At 68.9% G+C, this 14,465-nt stretch carries 12 protein-coding genes; 7 read left to right on the top strand and 5 right to left on the bottom strand.

Features of this window, described 5'->3' with window-relative positions; translation table 11 throughout:
* Positions 1-73 precede the first annotated feature (73 nt).
* The 7 genes from VIK36_RS08800 to VIK36_RS08770 all read left to right on the top strand — a co-directional run bounded on the left by VIK36_RS08800 (position 74) and on the right by VIK36_RS08770 (position 8,988).
* Positions 74-1,441, top strand: coding sequence for a DUF6421 family protein (locus VIK36_RS08800; RefSeq protein ID WP_420716261.1), 1,368 nt, complete (start codon positions 74-76; stop codon positions 1,439-1,441).
* Positions 1,438-2,187: an SDR family NAD(P)-dependent oxidoreductase gene (locus VIK36_RS08795; protein WP_324644810.1), complete on the top strand. Its 750-nt coding sequence runs from the start codon at positions 1,438-1,440 to the stop codon at positions 2,185-2,187. The genes VIK36_RS08800 and VIK36_RS08795 overlap by 4 nt, the downstream gene beginning before the upstream one ends.
* A gap of 43 nt (positions 2,188-2,230) precedes the next feature.
* On the top strand, positions 2,231-3,328 hold the full coding sequence (locus VIK36_RS08790; RefSeq protein WP_324645257.1) for a low specificity L-threonine aldolase: 1,098 nt from the start codon (positions 2,231-2,233) through the stop codon (positions 3,326-3,328).
* 58 nt (positions 3,329-3,386) lie between these two features.
* Complete coding sequence (locus tag VIK36_RS08785) at positions 3,387-4,079, top strand: DUF3000 domain-containing protein (protein ID WP_324644809.1); 693 nt, start codon at positions 3,387-3,389, stop codon at positions 4,077-4,079.
* Positions 4,080-4,091: 12 nt separating this feature from the next.
* Positions 4,092-5,426: an HRDC domain-containing protein gene (locus VIK36_RS08780; protein ID WP_324644808.1), complete on the top strand. Its 1,335-nt coding sequence runs from the start codon at positions 4,092-4,094 to the stop codon at positions 5,424-5,426.
* Positions 5,427-5,548: 122 nt separating this feature from the next.
* Entirely contained in the window at positions 5,549-6,826 is a 1,278-nt protein-coding gene (locus VIK36_RS08775) for an acetyl-CoA C-acyltransferase (protein ID WP_324644807.1), read from the top strand.
* The gene (locus tag VIK36_RS08770; RefSeq protein ID WP_324644806.1) at positions 6,823-8,988 is read left to right on the top strand and encodes a 3-hydroxyacyl-CoA dehydrogenase NAD-binding domain-containing protein; all 2,166 of its coding nucleotides are present in this window, start codon (positions 6,823-6,825) and stop codon (positions 8,986-8,988) included. The genes VIK36_RS08775 and VIK36_RS08770 overlap by 4 nt, the downstream gene beginning before the upstream one ends.
* Before the next feature lie 12 nt (positions 8,989-9,000).
* Here VIK36_RS08770 and VIK36_RS08765 read toward each other — a convergent pair whose 3' ends face one another.
* The 5 genes from VIK36_RS08765 to VIK36_RS08745 all read right to left on the bottom strand — a co-directional run bounded on the left by VIK36_RS08765 (position 9,001) and on the right by VIK36_RS08745 (position 14,459).
* A complete protein-coding gene (locus VIK36_RS08765; protein WP_324645256.1) occupies positions 9,001-10,569 on the bottom strand; it encodes an ABC transporter ATP-binding protein in 1,569 nt (522 codons plus the stop codon).
* A 4-nt stretch (positions 10,570-10,573) separates the two neighbouring features.
* Positions 10,574-11,356, bottom strand: a complete 783-nt coding sequence (locus tag VIK36_RS08760) for an energy-coupling factor transporter transmembrane component T (protein WP_324644805.1) — start codon at positions 11,354-11,356, stop codon at positions 10,574-10,576.
* Positions 11,357-11,366: 10 nt separating this feature from the next.
* Positions 11,367-12,263 carry an ECF transporter S component gene (locus VIK36_RS08755; protein ID WP_324644804.1) on the bottom strand — a complete coding sequence of 299 codons (897 nt, stop codon included), beginning with the start codon at positions 12,261-12,263 and terminating at the stop codon, positions 11,367-11,369.
* Positions 12,264-12,449: 186 nt separating this feature from the next.
* A complete protein-coding gene (locus tag VIK36_RS08750; RefSeq protein WP_324644803.1) occupies positions 12,450-13,475 on the bottom strand; it encodes a nucleoside hydrolase in 1,026 nt (341 codons plus the stop codon).
* Positions 13,476-13,481: 6 nt separating this feature from the next.
* Positions 13,482-14,459, bottom strand: coding sequence for an aldo/keto reductase (locus VIK36_RS08745; RefSeq protein WP_324644802.1), 978 nt, complete (start codon positions 14,457-14,459; stop codon positions 13,482-13,484).
* Between the last annotated feature and the right edge of the window lie 6 nt (positions 14,460-14,465).

Here is a 14,465-nt window from a genome sequence, read left to right as displayed (position 1 = left end):
CATTGGGCATAAGTCCTGCTGGTTGCTTGTTACGCTCACCAGAGAAGCAAAGCAACCAGAAAGGCAGCCGACGATGACCGAGACCCTGACCACCGCCGTCACCGGTATTTCCGCGCAGAACAAGGATTGGCTGCGGCTCAAGGGCGCGGCCACCGCCCTGCAGGCCCTCCAGGTCCAGGACGGTTCCGTCCCCGGGACCGCGGACCACCCGGCGGCAGCCCGGTACGTGGAAACCATCGTGGATGCCCTCACGGCACTGGCCCCTGCCTTCCCGCACGACGCGGACTACCTTGAGGCCGCCTGTGCTGATTTCCGGGCATGGGCCGCGGGCGGGTTCGCCGTCCCGGACTTCCTGTCGTCCCTGCTGGCGTTCCAGCCGCAGCAGCAGCGCATTGACGGCCTGCAGCACCTGGTGGTCTTCCCCATGTACACCCAGAACGGCAGCAGCAACCGACTGGTGGAAGCCGTGCTGGTGGAGGTCATCTGGCCCGAGTTCATCGCGGGACTGGAAGCCGGGGAGTACTCCAACAAGCTCTTCGTCCCCATCCGCTTCGTCGATTTCACGCCGGGCTATGACACCAACTCCGCCGTCCTCTTCCCCGAGACGGTAGCGGTCAGCCAAACCCCCACCTTCACCTGGGGCGCCATCTTCGCCGACCGCGAAGCTGCCCGGTTCCGCCGCGTGCTCAAGGCGGCCGCGGAGACCACCTCCCTGGAGCTCCCGGAAGGCGCAGCCGAACTGCTCGTCGACCAGGACCTCACCGAGGCCACCTTCGTCATGTGGGACCTGATCCACGACCGGACGCACATGCGCGGCGACCTGCCCTTCGATCCCTTCATGATCAAGCAGCGGATGCCCTACTTCCTGTACTCGCTCGAGGAGCTGCGCTGCGACCTCACCGCGTTCCGCGAATCCGTCCGGATCGAAAAGGACGACGACGCCGACCCCGAGGCCCGGCGGCACGCCAAGCTCGTGCAGTACGCCATCATCTTCGACCGCATTTTCCGCTTCGCCATCACCGGCAGCCGGGTCCGCAACTACGACGGCCTGGGCGGCCAGCTCCTTTTCGCCTGGCTGCACCAGCAGCACGTACTGCACTGGACGGACACACGGCTTACCATCGACTGGGATGAGGTGGCGGACGCTGTGATCGCCCTGGGAGCCAGCATCGATGACCTGTACTGGCGCTCCATCGACCGGCCCAAGACCGCCCACTGGCTGGCGGCCTACCAGCTGGTGTCCGCAACCGTCACCCCCAACCCGGCCTCCGTGTGGGCCAAGGGGCCGGACGCGCTGCCACTGGCGGGAACACCCCGCGGCCTCACGGACCAGGTCCTGGACGACGAATTCCCGCTGTCCATGTTCTACGAGGCATTGGAGAAGAAGATGCGCCCCGTCATTGAATCAACCGCCGGCATCACCGGCCGCTCCGCCCTGTGACCGGTTCCGGCCCTGCCGCTGCTGCCCACAACACCACCGGGCCCCTTACGGTCCTGGTGGCAGGTGGCAGCGGCGCGTCCGGCGTCGCCGTTGCGCGTGCACTTGCTGCGGCAGGGCACCGCGTGGCCACCGTGGGCTCGGACCAGGCCAGGATCGGGGCGGCCGCGGAAAAGGCGGGCGACGGCGTCACCCCCTTCACGTGCGACCTCGCCGATTTCGACGGCGTCCGGCAGCTTCGGGCGGAGGTCAGCGCCGCCGTCGGGACGGTTGACGCCGTAATCCACCTGGTGGGTGGCTGGCGAGGGGCCAAGGGCATCGCCGACCAGTCCGACGACGACTGGGACTTCCTGGAGCGCGGGGCCATCACCACGCTGCGCAACGTGTCACGCGCCTTCTTCGACGACATTGCCGCATCTCCGGCCGGCAGGTTTGCCATGGTGTCCTCCACGGCCCTGGACAAACCAACCGCCGCGGTGGCCAGCTACGTTGCAGCGAAGGCCGCCGCGGAAACCTGGACCATGGCCATGGCGGATGGCTTCCGCCGTGCCGCCGGGGACGGCGGAAACCTGGCTGCTGCCAGCATCCTGGTGGTCAAGGCACTGGTTGACGACGAACTGCGCCGCGCCCACCCCGAGCGGAAATTCCCGGGGGCCACGGACGTGGCTGACCTGGCCGCCGCCGTCGTACGGCTTTTCGGCACGCCGTCCGCCGAACTCAACGGTGTCCGCCTCCGGCTGGCGGGCTGATCCCCGCCGTGACTGTACCTAAACTGAAAGCGTGAGCAACCCTATGACGACAACAGCAGAAACAGGCACGGCGCTGCGGCTGCACGATCCGAGCGTGCGCGGCTTTGCCTCCGACAACTACTCCGGCGTCCACCCCGAGGTGCTGGCAGCCCTGGCTGCAGCCAACGAGGGGCACCAGGTTTCCTACGGCGAGGACGACTACACCGCGCGGCTGCAGGAACTGATGGTTGAACACTTCGGACCTGGCATCGAATGCTTCCCGGTCTTCAACGGCACGGGCGCCAATGTCCTGTCCCTGCAGTCCCTGCTCCCCCGCTGGGGTGCCGTGGTGTGCGCTTCCACCGCCCATATCAACATGGATGAAAACGGGGCACCCGAGCGCATCGGCGGCATGAAGCTGCTGCAGGTCCCGGCCCCGGACGGCAAGCTGACCCCGGAGCTGATCGACAGGGAGGCCTGGGGCTGGGGCGATGAGCACCGTGCGCAGCCGCTGGCCGTCTCCATCACCCAGACCACTGAACTGGGCACCTGCTACACCCCGGAGGAAGTGCGGGCCATCGCCGACCATGTCCACGCAAAGGGCATGAAGCTGCACATGGACGGGGCACGGCTGGCCAACGCGGCCGCCCACCTGAACCTCCCCCTGCGGGCCTTCACCCGGGACGCCGGCGTGGACATCCTGTCCTTCGGCGGGACCAAGAACGGGCTGCTCTTCGGCGAGGTAGTGGTGGCGCTGAACCCTGAGGCCGCCCACGGCCTGGTATACCTGCGCAAGATGAACATGCAGCTGGCATCCAAGATGAGGTTCATGTCCGCCCAGTTCATCGCCCTGCTCGAAGACGGCCTTTGGCTGCGCTCCGCATCGCATGCCAACGCCATGGCCACCCGGCTGCGGGCCGCCGTCGACACCATTGAGGGCGTCCGCCCCACCCAGAAGACGGAATCCAACGGCGTCTTCGCCATCCTTCCACCCGGCGTGGCGGACCGGCTGCGCAGTTCCTTCCGCTTCTACGATTGGGACGAGGCAGCGGGGGAAGTCCGCTGGATGTGCTCCTTCGACACCACCGAGGAAGATGTTGACGCCTTTGCCGCCGCGATCCGCCACGAACTCCGGGATTACCGGGACGGGCAGGCGGGGTGACCGTCCGCTGACGGCGAGCCTTCCTGCCCCGCCCCGCCCCGCCCCGTAATCTGCCAAGGTGAACGCACTTGACCAGGTTCCCCCGGATTTTCTCCACGCCTTGGGAACCCTCAGGAAAGCCCGGTGCCGCAAGGAACTGCACCTGGCCGAAATCCCTGCCCCCGCACGGCTGGCTCCGTTTGCCGTCGCACTTGGTGCTGAAGTCATGGCCCCCGGGACAGGCAGCCTTTCCACGCCCGTCCACGGACCGGCGGCGCTGGCTTTCGCAGCAGCATCCGGTACCGCCGCCGCAGGAACGGCGGACGACGATGAGACGGAACTCGCAACCGGACGGTTCATCCTGCTGCACGATCCGGACGGTTCAGCGGTCTGGGACGGCGAGTTCCGCATCGTCACCTACATCCGGGCCGAACTGGAACCGGAAATGGGCAACGACCAGATGCTGGGAACTGTGGCATGGACATGGTTGGTGGAAGCGCTGGAGAACCACAAGGCCGCTTACAGGGCAGCCGGTGGCACAGCCACCCGCGTCCTTTCCGAAAGCTTCGGAACTCTGGCCGGGCGGCCGGGTTCAATCGACATCGAACTCCGGGCCTCCTGGACGCCCGATTCCTCCGATATCCAGGCGCACCTGGAAGCCTGGTCCGACATGGTGTGCACGTTTGCGGGGCTGCCGCCGCTGCCCGACGGCGTGACCGCCCTTCCGCCCCGGCGGCGGGGCCAGCAGAACGGCTATGGGGCAGCCCGGTAAACTGGGGGCATCATGACCCCAAACATTCCGGAAAACACCACAGCCGGCGTCCCGGCTGCTGCTGCCGCACCCCACATCACGGTGGAGGGCTTTGACAGCCCCATCCCCGAAATCATCGATCTTGACGCACCCCGGGACGGCGTTCCCCTGGTCATCGAAACCCAGTCCGGCCTGGAGCGCTGCGCCGCCGCCATTGCCGCCGGCACCGGCCCCGCAGGCGTTGACGCCGAACGCGCCTCCGGGTTCCGCTACGGCCAGCGCGCCTTCCTGGTCCAGATCCGCCGCGAAGGCGCCGGGACCTGGCTGATCGATCCCGAACCCTTCGGGAACCTGGAGATCATCAATGACGCCCTGCGGGGCGTCGAATGGATCCTGCACGCCGCCAGCCAGGACCTGCCCTGCCTGTCCGAACTCGGGATGTGGCCGGACAAGCTCTTCGACACCGAACTCGCCGCCCGCCTGGCCGGGCTTCCCCGCGTGGGCCTGGCAGCCGTCATCGAACAGCTCCTGGGATTCGGGCTCGCCAAGGAACACTCCGCCGCTGATTGGTCCACCCGCCCCCTGCCGGAGCCGTGGCTGCGCTACGCCGCCCTGGACGTCGAGGTCCTCACCGAACTGCGCGAGGAACTCATTGAGCTGCTCCAGGCGGACGGGAAGCTGGAGTACGCCGAGCAGGAATTTGCCGCCATCCTCGAAGCCGGCATCGCTCCGCCCCGGGTGGACCCCTGGCGGAAGACGTCCGGCCTGCACCAGATCCGGGACCGCCGCCAACTGGCCGCCGTCCGCGAGCTGTGGCTGGAGCGCGACTCCCTGGCGCAAAAACGCGACGTGGCACCGGGCAGGCTCATTCCGGACTCCGCCCTGGTAGCGGCGGCGAAGGCCATGCCCGCCACCGTCCCGCAACTGCTCAGCACCAAGGGGTTCCACGGCCGCGCGGCCCAGCGCGAGGCTCCACGCTGGTTGCGCTGCATCGCCGCAGCGCGGGACCTGGAGGAACTGCCGCCCCTGCACCTGCCCACCAACGCCCCGCCACCGCCGAGGGTCTGGGCGGACCGTGATCCCGAAGCCGCCGCCAGGCTGGCCACTGCCCGGCCCCTCCTCCAGGCCAAGGCAGAGGAACTGAACCTGCCGCTGGAGAATTTGTTGACGCCCGACTACCTGCGGCGGGTTGCATGGCGGCCGCCCGCAGACATTACCGAGGACTCCGTTGCCGCTGAGCTGCGGGCGCTCGGGGCCCGCAGGTGGCAGGTGGAACTCAGTGCACCGCTGATCGCCGGCGCGTTCCTGAACCCGCAGCCGTTGCCGCCCAAGGAAGCCAAACCTGTCGCCGCGGCCGGCGGCCAGTAACTGTCCCGCGGACACCCCTTGCAGGCTAAGTTACTCACGAGTAACATCGGTGTGACCGACGCCAGGCTGCTGCTGCCCTCCGGCATGCACCCGGCGCGCCACATCTCGATGAGGAGTTACACGTGAGCCAGCACGGAAGCGGCGCATCCACGCGCACTGTCCGCGACGTCGTCTTTGTGGACGGCATCCGCACACCCTTCGGCAGGGCCGGCGAGAAGGGAATCTACGCCGGAACCCGGGCCGACGACCTGATCGTGAAATGCATCCGCGGCCTGCTGCGCCGCAACCCGTCCCTGCCGGCGGAGCGGATCGACGAGGTTGCCATTGCCGCGACCACCCAGACCGGCGACCAGGGCCTCACCCTCGGCAGGACCGCCGCGCTGCTGGCCGGCCTGCCGCGCACGGTTCCCGGCTTCGCCATCGACCGCATGTGCGCCGGCGCCATGACCGCTGTCACCACCACGGCCGGCAGCATCGGCTTCGGCGCCTACGACGTGGTCATCGCCGGCGGGGTGGAGCACATGGGCCACCACCCCATGGGCTCGGGCGCCGACCCCAACCCCCGTTTCATGTCCGAACGGCTGGTGGACCCGGCAGCCCTGAACATGGGAAACACCGCCGAGAACCTGCATGACCGCTTCCCCGCCATCACCAAGGAGCGCACCGACGCCTATGCGGTGGCTTCCCAGGACAAGCTGGCAGCCGCCTACCGGGACGGCATGATCCAGCCCGACCTGGTTCCCGTTGCCGCCCGGAAGCCCGGCGAGGGCTGGACGGTCCACAGCAAGGATGAGCCGCCGCGCCCCGGCACCACCCTGGAAGACCTCGCCGGCCTGCGTACGCCGTTCCGCGCCCATGGCCGGGTGACAGCCGGTAACGCCGCCGGGCTGAACGACGGCGCAACCGCCGCCGTCCTGGCGTCCTCGGAAGCCGCCGCCGAACTGGGCCTGCCGGTCAAGATGCGGCTGGTCAGCTACGCCTATGCCGGGGTGGAGCCGGAAGTCATGGGCATCGGCCCTGTCCCGGCCACCGAAAAGGCACTGAAGAATGCCGGCCTGGGCATCGAGGACATTGGCCTGTTCGAAATCAACGAGGCGTTCGCCGTCCAGGTCCTGAGCTTCCTGGACCACTACGGCATTTCCGACGACGACCCCCGGGTGAACCGCTACGGCGGCGCCATCGCCGTGGGCCACCCCCTCGCGTCCTCCGGCGTCCGGCTGATGATCCAGCTGGCCCGCCAGTTCGAGGAAGATCCGTCCGTCCGCTACGGGATGACCACGATGTGCGTGGGCCTGGGCATGGGCGGCACCGTGATCTGGGAGAACCCGCACCACCCCGACTACAGTGGAGCTCCCGACGGGGAGACCGCTGCTACCGCTTCCGAAGGAGCCATGGCATGAGCGCCGCAGATTTCCGCATGTTGGCGGACCTCTTCCCCAACGAAACCGTAACCCACTCCTATGTCCAGGACATCGCCCTGCCGGGAACTGCAGGGAAGCCCAGCCCGGGCACCTTTGCCCTGGTCACCCTGGACAACGATTTTGACCACACCAAGCCCACCACCCTTGGCCCCAACACCCTCGTGGAGCTCGGCACGGTGCTGGAAGGCCTGCGTGACCGTGCCGCCCGCGGGGAAATCGTGGGCGTGGGCGTCACCGGCAAGCCGCACTACCTGGTGGCCGGCGCCGACCTTTCCGCGGTGAAGTCCCTGGAAAAGCGCGAGCACGGACTCTGGATGGCACAGCTGGGCCACGACGTCTACGCCACCCTGGCCAACCTGGGCGTCCCCAGCTTCGCCTTCATCAACGGCGCCGCCCTGGGCGGCGGCCTGGAGATCGCCCTGCAGTCCACCTACCGGACGGTGTCAACAGGTGCCGGCGCCCTGGCGCTGCCGGAAGCCTTCCTGGGCCTGGTGCCCGGCTGGGGCGGCGTGTACATCCTTCCCCGCCTCGTGGGGCCCGAAAACGCCGTCAAGGTGATGATCGAGAACCCGCTGAGCAACAACCGGACCCTTTCCGGCGCCCAGGCGTTCGGTCTCGGAATTGCGGACGCGCTCTTCGAGCCTGCCGACTTCCTGGAGCAGTCGCTGGCCTGGGCCGCGGGCGTCATCTCCGGCGACGTGGTCCCGGAGCGGCCCAACGCCGTCGACCCCTCCTCCCCTGACGCTGCGGCCCGCTGGACCGCGGCCGTGGATGCCGGCCGGAAGTTCGTGGAAGGCAAGACGTCCAACGCCTCCCCTGCCCCCGCCAAAGTCCTGGACATCCTCGAGGCGAACCGCACCATGACCGCGGCGGAGTCCGCCGCCCTGGAGTGCGAAACCCTCGCCGGGCTGATGCAGACGGACGAGTTCCGCTCCACCGTCTACGCTTTCCTCGACCTGGTGCAGAAGCGCGGCAAGCGCCCCGCCGGCGCCCCTGACCGCAAGCTGGCCCGCCCCGTCACCAAGGTGGGCGTGGTGGGCGCCGGCCTGATGGCCGGCCAGTTGGCACTCGTCTTCGCGCGGCAGCTGAAGGTGCCGGTGGTCCTGACCGACATCGACCAGGCCCGGGTGGACAAGGGCGTGGCCTACGTCCATGGCGAGGTGGACAAGCTGCTGGCGAAGAAGCGCGTCAGCCAGGACGCTGCCAACCGCACCAAGGCGCTGGTGACCGGATCGGTGTCAAAGGAAGCATTTGCGGATGCCGACTTCGTGATCGAGGCTGTCTTCGAGGAACTCCACATCAAGAAGCAGGTCTTCGCCGAGCTGGAAGGCATCGTGTCGCCGGAGTGCATCCTGGCGACCAACACCTCCTCCCTCTCGGTGACGGAGATGGCCGCGGACCTGCAGCACCCGGAGCGGCTGGTGGGCTTCCACTTCTTCAATCCGGTGGCCGTCATGCCGCTGCTGGAGATCGTCCGCGCCCCACGGACGGATGATGCCGTGCTGGCCACCGCCTTTGAACTGGCCAAGGCCCTGAAGAAGACCGGCGTGCTGGTCAAGGATGCGGCCGCGTTCGTGGTCAACCGCATCCTGCTGCGGCTTATGGGCGAAGTGACGGCTGCCTTCGACGAGGGAACCCCCGCGGAGGTGGCGGACGCTGCACTGCGGCCCATGGGGCTGCCCATGACACCGTTCACGCTGCTGGCCATGGTGGGCCTGCCCGTGGCGCAGCATGTCCAGGAGTCCCTGAACGCCGCTTTCGGCGACCGCTTCCCGGTTTCCGACAACCTCAAGAAGCTCATCGACAACAACGTCAAGGCACTGTGGGGGACCGCCCCGGACGGTTCCCGGGCTATCCCCCAGTCCACACTTGAGCTGATGTCCTTTGGCACCAGCCCGTCCTCGGCGGAGCAGGTGCTGCACCGCGTCCAGGACGCCCTGGCAGAGGAAATCGGCCTGATGCTGGAGGAAGGCGTCGTCGCCGGCGCCGAGGACATCGACCTGTGCATGATCCTGGGGGCGGGCTGGCCGATGTTCCTGGGCGGCATTACGCCGTACCTGGACCGGGTGGGTGCATCGGAGCGGGTCAATGGCAAGCGTTTCCTGCAGCCCGGCGTCGCGTCGAGCAAGTCCCTGGACTAGGCGTACCGGCGGTCAGGCCGGAACCAGCCGGCCGCCGTCGAGCGCCAGGATGCGGTGCGCCGCCGCGCGTGCATAGCCCAGTTCATGGGTGACCAGCACGACGGCGGCACCCGCCTCCGCTGCCGACCGTACGGCTGCGTCGAGCAGGGCGAGTCCGTCGCCGTCCAGCGCCACCGTCGGTTCGTCCAGCGCCAGGACGGCAGGCCTGCGCGCCAGGACGGTGGCCAGGGCCAACAGTCGCTGGGCGGACGCCGGCAGCTCGGCAGGATGTTCCCGGGCCGCACCTGCGAGTCCCACAGCTTCCAGTGCCGCGGCGGCGTAATCGGCCGCCATCGCCGGGCCGAACAGGCGGTCCAGCCCGAACCCGACTTCCCGCAGCACCGTGCGTTCGAACAGCTGGTCACGGGGCTGCTGGAAGAGCAGGCCGACGGACGCCGCTGTCTTTCCCACCGGAGCTCCCGCGATGTGGCCGCCGCGGACCAGGACAGTGCCTGCGGTGGGACGGAGCAGGCCGTTGAAGTGCCGCAGGAGCGTTGATTTCCCTGCACCGTTGGGGCCGGTGACAGCTACGATTTCCCCCGGATGGACTGCCAGGTTGATGTCCTGGAGCACCATTGCGCGGCGGTCCGGCCCCGGATCCTGCCGTCGACGCCTGCGGCGGCGTACAGGCGCTTCCGCGTATCCAAAGGACACCCCCCGCAGCTCCAGCGCTGGGCGCCCCGCCGGCAGCTCCACCACCCGGCGGCTGGAGGGCCGGGGCACGGGGGTCGCAGCGGATTCCAGGTCGAGGCGCCGGATCGCCGGCGGCAGGAGCCCGGAGCCGAACCCGGGCCCAGCAGGAGGCCCGCTGGCGGTGAGCGTGCCGTCCGCCAGCACCAGCCACGTGCCGGCTTCCAGCAGCAGCGGGTCAACCGTCTGGCTGAGGATCACGACGGCGGTGCCCTGGTTGAGGAGGTCCCGGACCAACACGGCCAGTTCGTTGGCCCCTGCCGCGTCCAGGGAGGCGAAGGGCTCGTCCATGACCAGCACCGGAGGTCCGGGGACGATCGCGCAGCCGATGGCCAGCCGCCGCATCTGGCCGCCGGACAGGCTGGCAGGGTCCTGGTCCAGCTGGCCGGCAAGTCCCAGGAGCCCGGCGGTGCGCTCCACGGCGGCTTTCATCCCGGCCCGGTCCATGCCGGTGTTTTCCAGACCGAACGCGAGTTCCTCGGCCACCGTGGCCCGGACGGTGGACAGGACGCCGGCAGGATCCTGCGGCACGAAACCCACCTGCCGGCCCCACTGGGCGGGGTCGATCCGGGGGTCCCCGCTGCCGCCATCGAATTCCAGCCGCGTGCCGGCCAGCTCAAGGAACCCCGCCAGCGTGCCCTGGCCGCCCGGTGCCAGCCAGCCTGCCAGCAACCGGCCCAGGGTGGACTTGCCGCTCCCGGATGCGCCCAGGATGGCCGTGAAGGAGCCCGGCGCAACGGACACAGCCAGCTCATGCAGGGCGGGAGCATGCCCGTCGTGGAAGGTAAATCTCCGGACGCCGGCAGCCAGCACGGGGCTGTTCAGGGGGACGGCACGGCCGGCAGCCGCCATGCGTTCAGGCACCGGCCTGCACCACCCGGAGAGCCACTGCGGCCAGTGCCGCCACCACCAGGACGGCCCGCACTGCCCGCTGGGCGGCGGAATCGGGCACTTCCCGGTAGGTGGTCCGCGGCCCGGGGTTGCCCAGTCCACGCGCTTCCAGGGCAGCAGCCCGGGTCCCGGCATCCTCGATCAGGGACAAGACCAGGGGAACGGCCTGCAGCCGGAATGCGGCCACCCTGGACAGCAGCCCGCGGGAGATGACCAGGCCGCGCGATTCCTGGGCCTGCCGGATCCGGCGCGCCCGGCCGGCAATGGCCGGCAGCAGAGTCAGGGTGGATGCCAGCACGAAAGCGAACCGGCCCTGCACGCCGCGGGCAGACAACGCCGCCACCAGGTCCGGCACGCTGACACTGAAGGAAAACAGCAGCAGGGCCAGGACCACGGCGGCCAGCTGCAGGATGCGCTGGACGGCAAATTGCAGGCCCTCTGCCGTGATGCGGGCAGGTCCCCACTCCGCCAGCACGGTCCTTCCTTCCGGGAAGAAGAGGCCGTGCAGCACCAGCAGTGACAAACCGAGCGGGACCAGGACTGCCGCGGCAGCCGGCACCACCCGGCGGGCCGCGCCCGTGGCCAGTGACAGGCCAAGGCAGGCGGCAACCACGGTGCCTGAGAGCACCCAGCTTGCTGCCGCCGTCGTCATGACCGCCGTGCTGGCGGCAGCGGCAAGTAAGGTCAGCGGATTAATCCGCTTCCGCCTGGCCGGGGCCGCGGTCCTGCCCGCCGGGGATGCTGTCACGGTGCCCGGCTCAGCCGTTCAGCGCTGAATCGCTGGCCGGTCCCGACGCAGTACCCGGTGCCTGCTTCGAAGCGTCGGCGCGCGCATCCGTCTGCGGCGCCGGGGCCGGGGTGCTTCCGGCGAGCACGCGGTGGCGGCGGATGAAGGGGAACTGCTGGCGCGTCCGGCGCGGCAGCGCGTAGACCAGGACGGCCACGATGGTGAACACGATGGCCTTGTCCATGGGGTCGGACAGGAGTGCCTGCTTGGTGATGGCGGCCAGGAGGGTGTCCCCCATGGCCCGGAAGGCACTGACGATTGCGCCGGTTGCCACGCCCGACGTTCCGCCGAAGACGAAGGCAGCCACGGGGGCGGACACGACGCCTGCGATGATCCCGGTGACGAAACCGGCAACCGGCGCAAGGTAGAAGCGGCGGAAGAGGCCGTAACGTGCCGCGAGCCCGGCCAGGCAGCCGATGAGCGCGGCGCCTGCCGCGAACGGCAGCACGGTGGGGTTAAAGAAGGACCAGACAATGCTGCTGAGCGCGCCAGTGGCGGCGCCTGCGGCCGGGCCGGCCAGGACGGCGATCAGCACCGTGCCGATGGCGTCGAGGTAGAAGGGAACAAGGGTGCTGCCGACAAACTGGCCCAGCACGATGTTCAGGACCAGCGCCACCGGGATCAGCACCAGGGTGGAGGCCGGAAGGGTGGGCAGCACGGCGACGATCAGCAGGACCGCCCCGGCCAGGAAACCGGTGAGGGCGATCAGGGCCGATGCGCTGCCCGGACCCCCGGTGATGTCTGCGGGCTGGTTAAGGACCAGGTAGACGTAGGTGGCGGCAATGGCCAGGGCGCCGAGGATCTCCAGCAGCCGGCGGCGGGCCGCGGGGCGTTCCTGGGACGGAAGCGTCAAAGAGGGCGATGACATGGGGACTGTTCCTTTGGGGTGCAGGCAGTGGCCCGGCAGTACCGGGCAGGGATGTGGCTGCCTATGTCACCTCGGCAGCAGCCGGCGGCAACTGCGCCGGGCCGGTCCGGAGCCCATTCTACCGGCCATCCTCCGGCAGCGTCCCGGGCAGGATGTTCCTGCCGCGCCGGCCGTGGATCCCCTGCCTCACCCCGTCTTCCGGGCCAGGCGCCCCACAGCGGACACCAGCTCACCGAACGCCTGCTCCGGGTTGTTGGCGGACACGATCCGGGCGTTCGGTGGGGCGCCCCAGAGCCCGCGAAAGTCTGCCACGGTCGTTCCCATGAGGAGCACCGATTCCGTTTCGACGTCCACCGTGGCGGGGCGCGCGGCGTACTCAAGGGTGCCGGCTGCCACCCCCGCGGCAAAGAAGTCATGGACGTGGGCCAGGTAGCCCTGGTCGTAGAGCCGATGGAACTCGAAGTAGAAGCGCAGGGCGTCCGAAAGGTGCCTGATCAGCGTGTTGTCGGAAGTGCTGCGGCGGCCCTCAGGGTCTTCCGGGAGTACCAGTTCCGGAACTGCGGCGCCTGCAGCCCGGGCCAGTGCCTCGACGTGGGCCGGGTGCATTTCCATGCGTTCAGTGGTGTCCAGCGAACAGACGATGGGCAGTTTCTCCAGCGGCCGGCCGCGGTAGGCGGCATAGACTTCCTTGGCCGCGTGCGGATCCACGTGGGTGTTCCACTCGGCGGTGGGCGTGGTGTTGCCCTGGTGGTAGAAGGCGCCGCCCATGATCACCACCTTGGCCAGGAGGTCGGGAAGTGCCGGTTCCTGCCGCAGGGCAAGGGCGAAGTTGGTGAGCGGGGCGGTAATGAGCGCGGTCAACTCCCCCGGCCTGGCCCTGGCATGTTCGATCCACACGTCCACTGCATTCTGCCGACTGGGCCGGACTGATGGTTCAGGCAACACCGCGTAGCCGATCCCCTGCGGCCCATGCGTTTCCGGGGTGGTGATCAGGGGGATGGACAGGGGCTTCCGGGCACCCACCGCCACCTGCACTCCAGGCCGGCCGCACAGCTCCAGCAGGGCAAGGGTGTTGCGCGCCACCTGGTCGGCATCAACGTTGCCCGGGGTGGCCGTGACCGCCACGAACTCCGTGTCCGGGAGGGCGGCAAGATAGGCGAGGGCCAGGGCATCGTCGATGCCGGTATCGACGTCCAGGAGGTAGGCGGGCACGGTCGCCTAGAAGAGCGCGACCTTGGGCACGGCGGGGAAAATCCCGTCCAGGGCGGCCAGGTCCTCCGGGGTGGGGACCCAGTCTGCCGCTTCCGCGTTCTGCCGGACCTGTTCCGGCCTGGTGGCGCCGGCGATGACGCTGGCCACCGAGGGCTGGGCGGCGAGCCAGGAGAAGGCCACCTCAATCTCCGTCAGGCCGCGCTCCTTCGCGAAGGCGCTGTACCTTCCCAGCTGATCCCAGTCGGCGTCGTCCACCATGTTGGTGCGGGTGTGGCTGAGCCGGGATCCTTCCGGAGCGTGGCCCGGCGAATACTTACCGGTCAGAAGGCCGTTGGCCAGCGGGAAATACGGCAGGACACCCAGGCCGAATTCCCCGGCGGCCGGGGTCACCTCCAGTTCGGCGCGCCGGTCCAGGAGGTTGTAGTGGTTTTGCGAGGAGATGAACCGTGCGGTGCCCAGTTCCCGGGCCACGTATTCCGCCTGGGCGATCTGCCAGCCGGAGCGGTTGGAGTGGCCGATGTAACGGACTTTGCCGCTGCGGACCAGGGTATCCAGCGCTGCCAGGGTTTCGTCGATGGGCGTGAGCGGATCCGGGGTGTGGAACTGGTAAAGATCGATCCAGTCGGTACCGAGCCGCCGCAGCGAGGCCTCCACCGACTGGATGATGTACCGCCGGGAACCACGGGCGCCGAAGTCCGGACCGTTGGCGCCCTTGGCATCCATCCCGAACTTGGTGGCAACCACCACGTCCCCGCGCCGGCTGCCGAGGGCCTTGCCCAGCATGGTTTCGCTGAGTCCCGGTTCCCTGCCGTAGTTGTCTGCCACATCGAACAGCGTGATCCCGGAGTCAATGGCGGCGTTGACCACCCCGTCCGTGGCGTCCTGCGACTCCGTGGCGGTGTTGGCGCGGCCCAGGTTGTTGCAGCCCAGGCCGACGGTGGAGACGGTGAGGCCTGATTTTCCAACGCGGCGGTAAGTGGTCACGGGAGC

The organism is Pseudarthrobacter sp. LT1 (genome assembly GCF_035621795.1).
Classification (GTDB): Bacteria; Actinomycetota; Actinomycetes; order Actinomycetales; family Micrococcaceae; genus Arthrobacter.
Note: the sequence above shows the minus strand (reverse complement) of the source record. Positions and strands in the feature narration are given on the sequence as shown.

What these genes read in the sequence shown, in the direction of transcription:
- VIK36_RS08800 (WP_420716261.1), top strand. Translation starts at nt 74, where the DNA reads ATGACCGAGACCCTGACCACCGCCGTCACCGGTATTTCCGCGCAGAAC.
- VIK36_RS08790 (WP_324645257.1), top strand. Translation starts at nt 2,231, where the DNA reads ATGACGACAACAGCAGAAACAGGCACGGCGCTGCGGCTGCACGATCCG.
- VIK36_RS08780 (WP_324644808.1), top strand. Translation starts at nt 4,092, where the DNA reads ATGACCCCAAACATTCCGGAAAACACCACAGCCGGCGTCCCGGCTGCT.
- VIK36_RS08770 (WP_324644806.1), top strand. Translation starts at nt 6,823, where the DNA reads ATGAGCGCCGCAGATTTCCGCATGTTGGCGGACCTCTTCCCCAACGAA.
- VIK36_RS08765 (WP_324645256.1), bottom strand. Translation starts at nt 10,569, where the DNA reads ATGGCGGCTGCCGGCCGTGCCGTCCCCCTGAACAGCCCCGTGCTGGCT.
- VIK36_RS08755 (WP_324644804.1), bottom strand. Translation starts at nt 12,263, where the DNA reads ATGTCATCGCCCTCTTTGACGCTTCCGTCCCAGGAACGCCCCGCGGCC.